The 13481-nt window shown below is 37.1% G+C and carries 17 protein-coding genes; 3 read left to right on the forward strand and 14 right to left on the reverse strand.

What is annotated here, in order from left to right; all coding sequences use genetic code 11:
• Positions 1 to 445: 445 nt before the first annotated feature.
• The 12 genes from yabA to dnaX all read right to left on the reverse strand — a co-directional run bounded on the left by yabA (position 446) and on the right by dnaX (position 8540).
• Complete coding sequence (gene yabA, locus ACLIBH_RS13915) at positions 446 to 796, reverse strand: DNA replication initiation control protein YabA (RefSeq protein ID WP_439317316.1); 351 nt, start codon at positions 794 to 796, stop codon at positions 446 to 448.
• A 14-nt stretch (positions 797 to 810) separates the two neighbouring features.
• A complete protein-coding gene (locus ACLIBH_RS13920; RefSeq protein ID WP_439317317.1) occupies positions 811 to 1638 on the reverse strand; it encodes a PSP1 domain-containing protein in 828 nt (275 codons plus the stop codon).
• 13 nt (positions 1639 to 1651) lie between these two features.
• Entirely contained in the window at positions 1652 to 2635 is a 984-nt protein-coding gene (gene holB / locus ACLIBH_RS13925; protein ID WP_439317318.1) for a DNA polymerase III subunit delta', read from the reverse strand.
• A 33-nt stretch (positions 2636 to 2668) separates the two neighbouring features.
• The gene (locus tag ACLIBH_RS13930) at positions 2669 to 3100 is read right to left on the reverse strand and encodes a YaaR family protein (protein WP_439317319.1); all 432 of its coding nucleotides are present in this window, start codon (positions 3098 to 3100) and stop codon (positions 2669 to 2671) included.
• A gap of 43 nt (positions 3101 to 3143) precedes the next feature.
• Positions 3144 to 3473, reverse strand: coding sequence for a cyclic-di-AMP receptor (locus tag ACLIBH_RS13935; RefSeq protein WP_439317320.1), 330 nt, complete (start codon positions 3471 to 3473; stop codon positions 3144 to 3146).
• A gap of 24 nt (positions 3474 to 3497) precedes the next feature.
• A complete protein-coding gene (gene tmk, locus ACLIBH_RS13940) occupies positions 3498 to 4127 on the reverse strand; it encodes a dTMP kinase (protein WP_439317321.1) in 630 nt (209 codons plus the stop codon).
• 653 nt (positions 4128 to 4780) lie between these two features.
• Positions 4781 to 4954 (reverse strand): sigma factor G inhibitor Gin, encoded by a 174-nt coding sequence (locus tag ACLIBH_RS13945; RefSeq protein ID WP_439317322.1) that lies wholly within the window; start codon positions 4952 to 4954, stop codon positions 4781 to 4783.
• Between the two features lie 111 nt (positions 4955 to 5065).
• A complete protein-coding gene (locus ACLIBH_RS13950) occupies positions 5066 to 5329 on the reverse strand; it encodes a pro-sigmaK processing inhibitor BofA family protein (protein ID WP_439317323.1) in 264 nt (87 codons plus the stop codon).
• Between the two features lie 172 nt (positions 5330 to 5501).
• Positions 5502 to 5714: a YaaL family protein gene (locus ACLIBH_RS13955; protein ID WP_439317324.1), complete on the reverse strand. Its 213-nt coding sequence runs from the start codon at positions 5712 to 5714 to the stop codon at positions 5502 to 5504.
• A gap of 60 nt (positions 5715 to 5774) precedes the next feature.
• Positions 5775 to 6371 carry a recombination mediator RecR gene (gene recR / locus ACLIBH_RS13960; RefSeq protein ID WP_439317325.1) on the reverse strand — a complete coding sequence of 199 codons (597 nt, stop codon included), beginning with the start codon at positions 6369 to 6371 and terminating at the stop codon, positions 5775 to 5777.
• A 12-nt stretch (positions 6372 to 6383) separates the two neighbouring features.
• Positions 6384 to 6704, reverse strand: a complete 321-nt coding sequence (locus ACLIBH_RS13965; protein WP_439317326.1) for a YbaB/EbfC family nucleoid-associated protein — start codon at positions 6702 to 6704, stop codon at positions 6384 to 6386.
• A 150-nt stretch (positions 6705 to 6854) separates the two neighbouring features.
• Positions 6855 to 8540, reverse strand: a complete 1686-nt coding sequence (gene dnaX, locus ACLIBH_RS13970) for a DNA polymerase III subunit gamma/tau (protein WP_439317327.1) — start codon at positions 8538 to 8540, stop codon at positions 6855 to 6857.
• 357 nt (positions 8541 to 8897) lie between these two features.
• Here dnaX and ACLIBH_RS13975 point away from each other — a divergent pair, with 357 nt between their 5' ends.
• Positions 8898 to 9878: a proline dehydrogenase family protein gene (locus ACLIBH_RS13975; RefSeq protein WP_439317328.1), complete on the forward strand. Its 981-nt coding sequence runs from the start codon at positions 8898 to 8900 to the stop codon at positions 9876 to 9878.
• A 263-nt stretch (positions 9879 to 10141) separates the two neighbouring features.
• On the opposite strand, the gene hprK is transcribed toward ACLIBH_RS13975, so the two are convergent.
• Positions 10142 to 11074: an HPr(Ser) kinase/phosphatase gene (hprK, locus tag ACLIBH_RS13980; protein WP_439317329.1), complete on the reverse strand. Its 933-nt coding sequence runs from the start codon at positions 11072 to 11074 to the stop codon at positions 10142 to 10144.
• 221 nt (positions 11075 to 11295) lie between these two features.
• On the opposite strand from hprK, the gene ACLIBH_RS13985 reads away from it, so the two are divergent.
• Complete coding sequence (locus tag ACLIBH_RS13985; protein ID WP_439317332.1) at positions 11296 to 11778, forward strand: PCYCGC motif-containing (lipo)protein; 483 nt, start codon at positions 11296 to 11298, stop codon at positions 11776 to 11778.
• 534 nt (positions 11779 to 12312) lie between these two features.
• On the forward strand, positions 12313 to 13098 hold the full coding sequence (gene pgeF, locus ACLIBH_RS13990; protein WP_439317330.1) for a peptidoglycan editing factor PgeF: 786 nt from the start codon (positions 12313 to 12315) through the stop codon (positions 13096 to 13098).
• A gap of 59 nt (positions 13099 to 13157) precedes the next feature.
• On the opposite strand, the gene ACLIBH_RS13995 is transcribed toward pgeF, so the two are convergent.
• The coding region (locus ACLIBH_RS13995) for an ISL3 family transposase (RefSeq protein WP_439317331.1) at positions 13158 to 13481 on the reverse strand (324 nt) is incomplete at its 5' end.

Genomic DNA, 13481 nt, shown 5'->3' on the forward strand with positions numbered 1-13481 from the left:
AATTCACTTACACGCAACTCCTTTTGTGTTTGTTTTGTCGTTAAAACAAGTCTAACAAATTTTGGAGTTTGCGTGCTTTTATTTTGCTGAATTTTTTCTATACCCCAACATATATTTTAGAGCCTAAAAAAATAACTCCATATACATTTTCATATATGGAGACCATTGAAATTAAAAGAAGGTATTCGGATGATCCTAACGAATTAAACAAAAACGTACTATGTACAACTTTTGAATAGTTAGCTTTTACTACCGGTGCCGAACTGGTCAAGTTAAAACAAAAGGTCCTACGAAGCCGGAGAGCGAAGGATCGATGAAAATATACCATATGCCGCGCCACCTCATGCGTCAGAGCGTTCCTCGTACGTAGTAACTATTTCCTTGGCGTTAATAGAAAAGATTACTTCCATCCGGATTAACCGGAATACCTTCCGTATAAATACAATTATTTCGTCTTATTGAAAAATTCGAGACAAAATAAACAATCCGAGCCTCTACGTGGGCTACCAAATTGCATATTACAAATATGAAATCCTTCTTCATAAAGCCTTGCCAAGTTGTCATACCCTTCACCAGGTATATCGGATCGGCCACCTTCAGCACGATCTGTCTCACTACCTTCACTTGCATCCTCATCCGTTAAGTGCTTGCGCAAATGGAGGTTTTCCATTGATAAACGGTGATTTTCCTCTAACAAATCGCTTAGCTTAGCTTTCAGATCCCCCAATTGTTCATATAGCTCACCAATTTGGGTTTCCATGTCCGATACTTGATCAAATATTTGCCTCTTGCTCACTCATACTCACCCCATTACTCTGTGGCTTGCGTCGAGATAACTTTTTCTTCAATCAGCTCATCTAATGTATACTCGATTATTCGGTCATTTTCTGTCACTTCGATCTGGATGATTTTTTCAAGAATATTCAAGCCAACTACTTTTCCTCTCCCATAAGAAGTTTGAATTGACTCTCCAAGATCCGGCAATTCTCGTTTAGCAGTCTCATAGTCGTCATTTTCATATTTTAAACAACACATTAAGCGACCACACAATCCAGAAATTTTAGCAGGATTTAAAGAAAGGTTCTGATCTTTAGCCATTTTGATGGATACCGGCTCAAAATCCCCTAGAAACGTGGAGCAACATAGCATTCGCCCACATGGTCCTATGCCGCCTAACATCTTCGCCTCATCTCGTACTCCAATTTGCCGCAGCTCTATTCTCGTTTTAAACATTGCTGCCAAATCTTTAACAAGATTACGGAAATCTATACGTCCATCCGCGGTAAAATAAAAAATAACCTTATTACGATCAAACGTATATTCTACATCTACTAGATTCATATCTAAGTCATGTTTAACAATTTTATCTTTACATATTTCTAAAGCATAGTTTGCTTTTTCTTTGTTTTCTACAACATCTTGTTTATCTTGCTCGGTAGCAATTCGTATTACTTTCTTTAAAGGAAGAACAACATCTTCCTCATCTACTTGTTTATTCGTAATCACAACTTTTCCAAACTCTATGCCACGTACTGTTTCTACAATAACGTAATTATTTAATGAAATGTTGTGATCTGCTGGATCAAAATAATAAATCTTACCCGCTTTTTTAAAGCGGACACCAATCACTTCAATCACGATCTGATCACCTCTATATGTGAAGTGTAAGTTGTTCCATCACTAGGGTGGGATTTACACGTTGTTTTAGTTTTTGTTTTGCTGATAGTAAAGCAGTTAAAGCAGAAAGGATTCTCTTTACCGAGAAAACGGTAACAGCCTTGTGTAGACGTTCATCTTCAGGTTGAAAAGCAACCATTGAATTTTGCTTATCTATATGAAAATATAAAAGGTCTTTGAAAGCTACCATTAATAGATCTAACCCGTGCTGCAGCTGATCTCCTTCTTTAAAGTGAGGAAGCCAATGTTGATGGAGAAATAAATACATATCTTCTTGTCGGGATGAAAATATTTCTATCCATTGTACCATTAATTTTCTGCCTTGAGCAAACCAATCCTCTTCATTCCATCGAATTGCTTCTTCAAGATTGTTTGTTAGGGCACTAAAAAAAACAGCGTTAGCTTCAGAAATACCCGCCTCTATTAGTTGTTGCTGAAACAAAGCTGGGCTTAACGGTTTTAAATCAATAGATTGGCATCTTGAACGAATTGTCGGGATGATCGATTGACTATTTTCTGTGAGAAGAATTGCTGTCGTTTTTTTATTCGGTTCCTCTAAAAACTTTAAAATACGATTTGCAGCATGCAATGTGAGTGTGTTTGCATCTTTAATTACATAAACCTTTTGTACCGATTCTAATCCTGTATATTTGAACTCAGACTTTAAAGTATCAATTTGTTCATTTTTTATTGATTGTCCATCTGGCTCAAGCCAGTGCACATCCGGATGGTTCTTTGTACTAATTCGTTTACAGTTTGTGCATGAATGGCAAGGGTCTGTCCCTTTTTTGTTTAGACAAAACATTGTCTGGGCGAGTAAAAGTGCAATAGCTTCTTTTCCTGTACCTCGAGGGCCCTGGAGCAAATACGCATGAGATATTCGACCTTTTTTGATACTGTTTGTTAAAATTTTCCCTGCCAATGGTTGTGTTTCCATTATCTCCGCCCAAGTACTCATAAATTAGCCCCTCATTCCTCTCCTTGCGGCAATTTACATATATATATTAATCAATAGACCTTTAATTTCTCCAATCATTCCTAAAAGATCTACTGTCTTTTTTTCCTGATTCATCACTTCTTCTGTCAATTCCATTAATTTTTGGTCAATTTCCTTTACAAGTGCCATTTTAGTTTGACCTTCCATTGTAAAATGATGGGCCTGCTCTAAATGAAGGCCATTGGAAACTGCTTCTTGCAAATAGTTCTTGACCATACGTTTAAATTTAGCTAAGTCACGGAACGATCGAAAACGCGCCAACTTATCCCCCTGTACCGTTATATCCTTAACTAATTGCTGCAGTTCTTCTTGCTTCAATTTATAGGTTTGGGACTGAACAATCGTGTCGAAACTTTGTTTGCTATCCGTAAACGATCGAGGTTGCTTTGTTTCCATTTGTGCACGCAGCTCTTGACTTATTTTCAACTCGCTCAGCCCCTTCAAAGTATTTCAATAACATACACCTTCATTAAAAACGGAAAAACGACTCAATCGGTAAAATAAATACAGTTGCGCCACCAACTTCTACTTTTACCGGCTTCGGTATATAAGAATCGGCGTTCCCGCCCATTGGAGAAATTGGCGCCACCATTTGTTCACGCTGCGAACAATTATCTTTTATAATAGATAGCGCCTCATCTACAAACTCATCTTTACAGCCGATCATTAGTGTCGTATTCCCTTCCTTTAAAAACCCCCCAGTAGTGGCGAGCTTTGTTGTTTGAAAGTTTTCTCCACTTAACGCATTAATTAAACGGTTTGAGTCCTTGTCTTGTACAACGGCAATGATTAACTTCATAGTCGATGCCTCCTTTCCATTATTTTATCGTTGCATATACAATGCAATAGATTGCCACGCATCTTCCCCAACCTTTTCAAGCGGCTGATTTGCATTAATTTTCTTTATTCGGTTAGGAAAACGTTGCTGTAATTGGCAATACCCTTCATAAACCTTTTGGTGAAACGATAAGCTTTCCATGTCTAACCTGTTTTTTTCTCGATCGCTATTTGCTTGAATTCGTTGCAACCCTTTTTTAGGATCGAGGTCAAGGAACAACGTCAACCCTGGCATACATTGTTGAATTGCAAATTCATTTATAGCGTAAACTGCATCAATGCCTAGTTCGCGAGCATACCCTTGGTAAGCAAGGCTACTATCAATAAATCGGTCACACAAGACAATTTTTCCCTGTTTTAAAGCAGGTAATACCTTTTCGATCAAATGCTGTCTTCTAGCAGCTGCATACAATAATGCTTCGGTTCTTCCTTCCATTTTATCATTACTCGGTTCAAGAATAATGTTTCTTATTTTTTCTGATATTTCTATTCCGCCAGGCTCCCGTGTCGTTACAACATCATGGCCATTATGTTTGAGTTTATCACTTAAGATTTGAAGTACGGACGTTTTACCAGCACCTTCTCCACCTTCAAGTGTTATGAAATTGTTGTACACTGTTCTGCTCCTCAATGCAAAGTAAACATTGCTTAATAATTAAATGTTCTACTCTTACTAATTCACCTTCTATCTTACCATATGCAGGTGGATAAAGAGAACTGTCGTTTTACATGCTTTGAAATAGAGTAAATAATGTAACGATACATTTTATTGTAGCATGGTTTTAGAATTTATTTAATGACGTTACTTATTTACGATTGAGTCACGTATTTGTGGGTGTTATTTTAAGAAGTTAAAAAACCTCTCTTTGTATTCGTTAATTTTAGTATTGATTCCTACCGACCGCAGTAGATATACACTACGCTTTCCGTGGGCAGTGAAAATCAACGGTGTTATTCATGTGTATATCGTTCGAAGTAAAATTGATCACATATTATCTAGTTAAATTCGTGCATCTGTTCCCCCACAAACATTTTACTCATACCTTATTTACGAAATGCGTTACATAACAACAAGCTATACACGGTAATCTCCAAAAAGCGTCATTATACATAATTTATGCAAAAAATCCGAACCGTGATTCAATTTTATGAACCCGTTCGGATTTTTTCAATTAAATGTTGGCGCATGTCGCACACTTATAAAGCTTTCAATCAATTTGTTAAATCTACGTTATAGTCTGTTGAACATGATTCGCCTTTAAAATACAGCTAAGAATATAACGTTGGTTGATTCATATTTTTTAACTTACTTAAATAATAACGATACTTTTCTTCTCTAGGCTCCGTGTGAATCATGTTCTTCTCACACGAACAGCAAATAAATAGTTTGTATAAATGAATGCCATTCTCTTTCTTTTCCTCACATATACCGCAATACTCCATTGCTTCCCCTCCTCGAATCGTTTAGTTGATAGTTTCTCCTAAACGCTCGAATGGTATACATAAAAACTTGGAAACAACGAAAATATATTTTTGTAATTTCCAAGTACGTCTTTATACAAGGAATATTTGAATAGCGGCAAGTGAACTAACGCCGAACACCCCTAAAAAGCCAGAAATAATAACTGTAAACAAATTAATAGGAATGTGTAAGCCAATTGCTCCTCCAAACACGTTGAAAAAAAATAATAGCAATATTCCTATACCAATTTTTACAGAGCTACTAGCAATAAAGCGCATTGGCTTCACAGGTGCTCCAATAAGTAATAATAGAATGATTAGTCCAATCATAATAGAAATGACAATCGTAGAATTCATAGCGCTTCCTCCTTGAACTTGTCCCCTTACTAGTACATATGACAGTTCGGTGCAAAAAAGAACAAATCGCTATGAATCTTTTAAAGTGCATCGATTTACATCCATTTCACTACTGAATAAAAGGACGTATTCAAGCTGGGTTTGTTTAAAGTGAGCAGCCAGCAGCATTTAATTAATAACGAATGGCACTTATTTTTCGATGCCGTGCTTCCCGCAACAAAAACATATATTTAGCTTGAGCAAAAACAACGCGTTGAAGATTTTTATCGGCAGGATCAATGCTTTCATCTAGAATCGACTGCATCTGTTTCCATTCTTTTTCAACGGCAATAATGGCATGTAATAATTGCTCATCTATATTCCGTTTCTTTACTTTTTTTCTCATCGAATCACCAACTTTAACGTGCCATTCTACAAGGGAATATATTCCTTCGGTTACTCGTAATCATACATCACGCCGACCTTCGAGTGATTTTGCTAACGTAACTTCGTCCGCATACTCTAAGTCGCCACCAACAGGCAGCCCATGGGCTATCCTCGTTGTACGAATTCCCGATGGTTTGACAAGTCGTGATATATACATGGCGGTAGCTTCTCCTTCAATGTTTGGGTTCGTTGCCAAAATAATTTCTTCGACCTGTTCATTTTTCAACCGTTGAAGCAAGTCTGGAACATTAATATCCTCTGGCCCTATTCCATCCATTGGGGAAATGGACCCGTGTAAGACGTGATACCTTCCCGTAAATTCCTTCATTTTTTCCATTGCAATGACGTCCCTAGGATCTTCCACTACACAAATAATTGATTCATCACGGGTTTGATCCTGACAAATAGAACAAACATCTTGATCGGTAATATGCCCACATATCGAGCAATTCGATAGCTCTCTCTTTGCACTTACAAGCGCCTTTGCAAATTCTAGCACATCATCTTCTTCCATTTCAATCACAAAAAAAGCTAACCGCACAGCCGTCTTAGGACCTATTCCCGGTAATTTAGAAAAGCTGTCTATAAGTTTGGAAATCGGTTCTGGATAATACATCCTTTCAGCCTCCTAAAACATTCCCGGCATATTTAACCCTTTCGTAAACTGCCCCATTGTTTCATTGGTTTTATCTTCAATTTGCTTCATTACATCGTTTACTGCAGTTAAAATTAAATCTTGTAGCATGTCGACATCATCTGGATCGACAACTTCTTCATTAATATTTACATCAATAATTTCCTTTGCGCCATTTGCTGTTACCGTAACCATACCACCGCCAACAGAAGCCTCAAAGCTCATAGCCTGTAGTTCTTCCTGTGCCTTCATCATTTTCTTCTGCATTTTTTGCATTTGCTTCATCATGTTACCCATATTTCCCATACCTTTCATGGTACATCCTCCTTGTATACTATGTTTTAGCAATATTTATATGCCTACTGTATGAACGATTTGCCATACGTAGTTTATTCCCTTTTTAACAATTAATTTACCATTGTTGTTTAACTGAATTGCTTGTTGTATCAAATGGTTAGAATACGTTTATTCATGAATTTCCAACAAATCATCGCCGACAAGCTTGCGTGCTTCATCAATCAATGAATCGCCTTGTCGTTCCTCCGTTGAAGCACTCTGTTCTTGTTTGTTCAAATACTCAGAACGTAACTGTTGCCAATTTTCTTCCGGAAGCGGATAGATCGTAATTCTTTTTCCGAGCACAGTTGCAAGTACCGATTCAACAGTTTCTCTATTATCCAAAAACAAAGAACAATGGATTTCATATTTAAAAGCAACGACAAGCCCTTCATCGGAAGCAGCGGCAGGTTTACTGTCTTGTATCGTTGCATGCGCTGGTGCATTTGTTGATTTTAACTGTGTTAAAAAATTTGCCCACGTAGACTGTACGTGCTGTAAGGCTTGCTTTTCTGCCCCTTCCAACACGCGCCTTATTTGCTCAAATGGAACTTTGTAACTGCTCTTTGTCGGCTGCTTAGAAGCTTGCCTTCTAGGCTGTTGAGTTGGGTTTTTTGGCGCTTGCTGCAACGATTGTAATTGCCTTTCCAGCTGCTCTAAGCGATCGGTTAAATGAGTAATCGCTTTGTTATCAACTACTGCTTCATTTTTCTCAGTAGGTTCCTGCTGTTCATTTTGACTTGTTATCCCTAAGAGTACAATCTCAATAAACACTCTCGGATTATTTATCCATTTAATTTCCTGTAAACAGTCGTTCAATTGAAAAATTGCTTGTTGAAGCCACGTATTAGAAACTTGATCGCTTACTTCCTTGAATTCAGCATCCAGTACGGCTCGTTCCAACTGATTTGAAAGCGCTGGTGCAGCTTTATAAAACAATACGTCACGAAGAAAATAAATTAAATCATAAACAAATCGACCCGGGTCTTTCCCGTGTTGGATCATTTCCTCAAATAGCTGCAACGTTTGCTGGACATTTCGTTCATGCATCGCTTGAATGATACGTGTTAATACGGTCTGTGATACCCCACCAGTGACCGCTAGTACATCGTCGAGATCGATCTGATCTGTACTGTAAGAAATTGCTTGATCCAAAATGCTGAGGGCATCTCGCATTCCGCCTTCCGCTGTAAGCGCAACAGCTTCCAATGCTTTTTCCGTTACTGCAAAGCCTTCTGACTCTACAATACATTTTAGCCGATCTATAATCGCATTATTCCCGATCGGCTTAAAGTCGAATCGTTGGCACCTTGAAATAATTGTGAGCGGAATTTTGTGCGGCTCTGTTGTTGCCAATATGAAAACAACATGTGCTGGAGGCTCTTCTAACGTCTTTAATAATGCATTAAATGCGTTAACAGAGATCATATGTACTTCATCAATGATGTATACTTTATATGGAACAGCGCTTGAAGCATATTTTACTTTATCTCGTATCTCGCGAATATCGTCAACACTCGTATTCGATGCAGCGTCAATCTCAATAACATCGGATATTGAGCCATCTAAAATACCACGACAAGCTGCACATTCATTACATGGCTCGGCAGTTGGCGCCTGTTCGCAATTAATTGTTTGTGCAAATATTTTTGCCGCGCTCGTCTTTCCAGTACCTCGTGGGCCTGAAAACAAATAAGCGTGGGAAAATTTATTTTGTGATATTGCATTTTGCAATGTACGTGTTATATGTGATTGTCCAACAACATCTGCAAATTTCCTAGGTCGCCACACACGATATAATGCTTGATAGCCCATACGGTTACATTCCCCTTATTATTCACACAATATTTCCATTAAAAGTTCAACCTTGTTACGCATTGGTGTTACAAGATATAAGGATACGTACGCCAAATAACGAACTTCCCCATTCTATTTCGTATACCCTTTAATTATATCCTATTTGAAGGGCAAATGTGAACTATCTTCTAAAGCAGGATTTGATTCACGTATTAGTCAACAGATATTTAGTTTCATTACATTCTTTTTGCTTCTTTTTCCTTTCCTTTTTTTACCGTTTATGCTCTTTTAAAAAGGTAAAAGGGACAGGAGAATGGTATAATAAATATAAATTTAATAAAAGCTATAAATACTAAACTATAAAGAGGGATATGTATGTGGTTAAAAAACTTCTTCATCGGGTTATCACAAAACCAGATGCTCAATAAAGCAGCACAAAGATACGGATTTAAACTAGGTGCACAATCTGTTGTTGCCGGTACAAATGTGGATGAAATGATTGAAAGTGTAAAACAATTAAATGCACAAGGTATATCAGCTACAATAGACAATTTGGGAGAGTTTGTCTTTGAAGAAGAAGAAGCACTTAAAGCAAAAGAGCAAATTCTTTCTGTTATCGAAGCAATTCATAAGCATGCCATTGATGCGCACATTTCTTTAAAACCGACCCAGCTCGGCTTAGACATCCACTATGACTTTTGCTTGCAAAACTTACGAGAAATTGTGTCAAAAGCGCATAAATATAATATTTTTATAAACTTTGATATGGAGGATTATGGACATCTCCAACCATCCTTTGATTTAATTGATGCGTTATCAAAGGATTACGATAATATCGGGACCGTTATACAAGCTTACTTTTTCCGAGCGGAAGACGATATTAAAAAGTATAAAGACTTTCGCCTACGCATCGTAAAAGGTGCTTATAAGGAGGCACCTGAAGTTGCTTATCAAGACAAAGCAGAAATCGACGAAAACTTTATCCGTTTAATTCAATATCATTTATTAAATGGAAAGTTTACATCGATTGCTACTCATGATCATCGAATTATTAACTATGTTAAAAAATTTGTCGAAGAGAATCAAATTTCAAAAGAAAAGTTTGAATTTCAAATGCTATATGGTTTTAGAAAGGACATGCAAATTGACTTAGCTAAAGCAGGCTACAATTTTTGTACGTATGTCCCATTCGGCACAGATTGGTATGGTTATTTTATGCGCCGCCTTGCCGAGCGTCCGCAAAATCTTAATCTTTTCTTTAAACAAGTTTTTAATAAAAAAACAAACACCTTTATTGGAATAGGACTTGGTGCATTTTTGCTTGGACGCTTGACGAAAGGAAAAAAACAAAAATAGATGTATTATTGGATTCGTTGTTTCTCCATTTTAAAGCGATAAGTAATAATCGCACTTTAAGAGAACCTTTTCAAACAAAAAAACCCTGCTTCGACTTATGTGAAGTACGGGGTTTTTCTTGTTTTTGCCTTGATTTTCCGCTAGTTATTTTCGGAATACAGGTTTGCACTTATATGCTTTACTGCCCGAACCTATATCCGTTCAACAGCTTTATTAAAATAAATGCGATCCCGCCGAATTGATTTTCAACACCGACCCAGCTCCTATTCCCAGCTTGATTTTGAATGATCGGATTCCAGCCGCTTCATAAATTCCTCTGCAGCGCTATAGCCTTGCTGCTGCAAATACCAATTATTTGCAGCTGCTTCAATTAATCCAGCAACATCTCGACCTGGCTGGAGTTGAATTTGGATATATGGAACTTTTACATCCATATATTCCGTATATTTTGTTTCCATTTCCAGCTCATTATTTAACGTATTGCGCTCCCATGTTGTCAGTTCAATATCCAAAGCAATTCTCGTCTCGTCCTGAAAGGCTTTTCTGCCGTATTGTCGCACGACATTCAATAAACCTACACTGCGCAAAGCGAGAAATTCCTTGTTTTTCCCATTATGAGTGCCAAGCAATGTCTGAGGACTTAATTTTTTTATAACGACAATATCATCTGCAACAAGTCGATGTCCTCTGCCTATTAATGTATGAGCTGTTTCGCTTTTTCCTAGCCCTGATTTCCCCCGTAAAAGGATTCCAATCCCAAATACATTTATACAGACACCATGTACAGCAATTTCAGGAGCCATATTTTTAATCATATACGCATCTATTTTTTTAATAAATTCATAGTTATGCTCGGCAGTTCGAAGCAATGGAATATTATTTTTCCTACAATACTTCGTTAAATAGACAAGATTGCCTCGATCATCCGTAACAATAATGCACGGCGGCTTATATTTTACAATATTGCTCACTCGTTGCTCACATTCTTCATCACTTAAATTATCCAAATAATGAATCTCATTTTCTCCCAAAACGTGTACATGCTCCATCGGTAAAAAGTCCATATAATCAATAAACTCTAATCCCGGTCTTCTTGTTTGTGGTTTCTGAATGACGACATCAAGCTTATCTTTTGTCGCTACAATTGTTTCTAGTGCAAACGTTTTTATGAGATCATTTACTGTAATTTGCCTCATCACTTACCCTCTCCATCCTGTCCATCCACTTTTACTTTAACATATACAATTAAAAACTGCTCGCTGTTTTGCGCGCCTTCCTGACGTAACAGCAAAAAATCGAATGTAACAGAATAATGAACATTATAAAAATGAACCTAACTTCGGTTGTTTTGAAGTAGGAAATTGGATACTATACGTGCTAAGATATTTTTAAAGACAACGTAAAGGAGCTTTCAATGATGAAGAGAATAACGATACTTCTAAGTATATTCGTCTTAAGTGTAACGAGTGCTTGCACTTCTGAAGAGAGCCAGGAGCATAGTGATCATCAACATAACACACCAATAGGGGATATTCGGGAAGAAACAGAATCTGTTAATGATCTTCCAGCGTTTTTAGATAAACAGTCAACCGAAATGCAAACGTTATATCAAGCTGTCGCTCATAGCCAGGATTTATTAGAATTAATTCCATGTTATTGTGGCTGTGGAAATGATTCGATTGGACATAAGGACAATTATGATTGTTTCATTTTTGATAATCACGCAGACGGTTCGCTCACTTGGGATGATCATGCAACGAAATGCCAAGCGTGTCTTGATATTGCTGCAAAGTCAATTATTGAATTTAATAATGGGAAAACCGTTAAAGAAATAAGACATTTAATTGATGAGCAGTATAAGGAAGGCTACGCTGAACCTACACCTACACCAGAGGCTTAAAAATTGTGTTAAATTTATACAAACCGAATAGGAGCACTATTCCTAATGCTCGTATGTTCCAAATATGCGTAAAATGTTTATTAGAGAACATACGAACGATTTATTGTAATTTACTTTATTTAATAATAATATGGCTTGCTTATCTCGCTCATAGTCTTTACTCGCTTTACGTGGACAACGCCTCAACTAATTTATTGTTCATTACAACAGCTTCTCTAAAGCAATGACTACTATTTTTAGAAGTTGAATGGATACTATAATTTCTGAAGGTAGAGAAAAGAGTACATTTCATTGAAAGATAAACGAAATAAGGGCAGTGTTCTAATCTTTTTAGGTACAGTGCCTTTTTTTGCGTTATAATAAAATAAACCTACTCCAATTTCAATCCTTTTTTCGTAAATAACCTACTAATTTGCTTTTTAATCATTCTGTCTTCATGTCTAGATCTATGAACAAGCTGCATTCTTTCTTCATGTACAACAACCTTTTTTTGCAATCTGATTTACACAAACCTTATAAAAAGTTGGTGATGTGATGAATACGAAATTTTATATGAATAACGGCCGTTTTATTGCTGGAATGACAATGAAGGATACGACACAGTTAGAAAATAACAATATGGCTTTTCATACAAGTGTAAAACAGACACATGTTTTAGAAAATAGAAAGAAATTGGCCGATGTTTTACATTGTGATTTAAATACCTTTGTGTGTGCGAACCAAACGCACAGCGCCAATATGTATCGCGTTACGATTGCAGATGCTGGCCGGGGGTCTGCAAACGTTACTTCTGCGATCGAGAACATCGATGCACTGTATACGTATGAACGCAACGTGTTACTATGTTGCCTTACCGCTGATTGTGTGCCGGTTATTTTTAAAAATGAGGCAGAAGGAGTCATTGGTGTCATCCACTCTGGCTGGAAAGGTACAATTAAAGAAATTTCGCTTAAGGTGTTTACACAGTTAATTCAGAAAGAACAATGCAAGCCCTGGAACTTTCATGTCCAAATTGGAGCAGCCATTAGCCAAGATTATTTTGAAGTTGATGAGGATGTATATGTTAAATTCAAGCAGCTCGGCTACGCAGACGATTTTATTTACTACAATGAAAAAACGAATAAATACCATATTGATAATAAACGAACAGTTAAAAAACAATGCGAACTAGCGGGCATACCTGCAGAGCATATTTATATTGATCCTACGTGTACGTATTCAAATAGCGAGTGGTTTTCCTACCGCAGAGATAAGCAATGTGGACGGAATTTAAGTTTTATTATGAGAACGAGCGATCATACGATTGTTGGAAATGGTTAACGCATTAATATAAGGGGTTCTACGTCAAATGTTGGGGTGAGCTAACGCTCACTCCTTATTTATGCGACCCGCCCATTTATGTTTTTATATTGATGATGTAATAGTACTCTTAAACGAAAGCGATCAAAACGGCGGTAACCAAATGCGTTTCTCTTTATCACTTTTGTTTGGTTATTAATACCCTCGACATAACCATTATGCAAATTAAAAGCGAAACTATTCAAAATTTCCTTCTGCCAGTTCTGAAAAGTTTCTACTGCCTTCTTGAATTCATCAAGGCCTGATGCTTTTACTAAACTGTAAAATTCGTATAAACGTTCCTTGACCGCCGTTAAATTGGAAGGCCCTAGGGCCTTTGCTTCTTCAAACCAATACCGATATGC

The sequence above is a fragment of the Virgibacillus sp. W0430 genome, assembly GCF_051846935.1.
GTDB lineage: Bacteria > Bacillota > Bacilli > Bacillales > Amphibacillaceae > JBPYCR01.

Excerpts from the sequence above, each read along its gene's own strand:
- ACLIBH_RS13975 (WP_439317328.1), top strand. The coding sequence starts at position 8,898 with ATGTGGTTAAAAAACTTCTTCATCGGGTTATCACAAAACCAGATGCTC.
- holB (WP_439317318.1), bottom strand. The coding sequence starts at position 2,635 with ATGAGTACTTGGGCGGAGATAATGGAAACACAACCATTGGCAGGGAAA.
- ACLIBH_RS13945 (WP_439317322.1), bottom strand. The coding sequence starts at position 4,954 with ATGGAGTATTGCGGTATATGTGAGGAAAAGAAAGAGAATGGCATTCAT.
- dnaX (WP_439317327.1), bottom strand. The coding sequence starts at position 8,540 with ATGGGCTATCAAGCATTATATCGTGTGTGGCGACCTAGGAAATTTGCA.
- ACLIBH_RS13985 (WP_439317332.1), top strand. The coding sequence starts at position 11,296 with ATGAAGAGAATAACGATACTTCTAAGTATATTCGTCTTAAGTGTAACG.
- pgeF (WP_439317330.1), top strand. The coding sequence starts at position 12,313 with ATGAATACGAAATTTTATATGAATAACGGCCGTTTTATTGCTGGAATG.
- ACLIBH_RS13935 (WP_439317320.1), bottom strand. The coding sequence starts at position 3,473 with ATGAAGTTAATCATTGCCGTTGTACAAGACAAGGACTCAAACCGTTTA.
- hprK (WP_439317329.1), bottom strand. The coding sequence starts at position 11,074 with ATGAGGCAAATTACAGTAAATGATCTCATAAAAACGTTTGCACTAGAA.
- ACLIBH_RS13955 (WP_439317324.1), bottom strand. The coding sequence starts at position 5,714 with ATGAGAAAAAAAGTAAAGAAACGGAATATAGATGAGCAATTATTACAT.
- ACLIBH_RS13965 (WP_439317326.1), bottom strand. The coding sequence starts at position 6,704 with ATGAAAGGTATGGGAAATATGGGTAACATGATGAAGCAAATGCAAAAA.
- ACLIBH_RS13950 (WP_439317323.1), bottom strand. The coding sequence starts at position 5,329 with ATGAATTCTACGATTGTCATTTCTATTATGATTGGACTAATCATTCTA.
- recR (WP_439317325.1), bottom strand. The coding sequence starts at position 6,371 with ATGTATTATCCAGAACCGATTTCCAAACTTATAGACAGCTTTTCTAAA.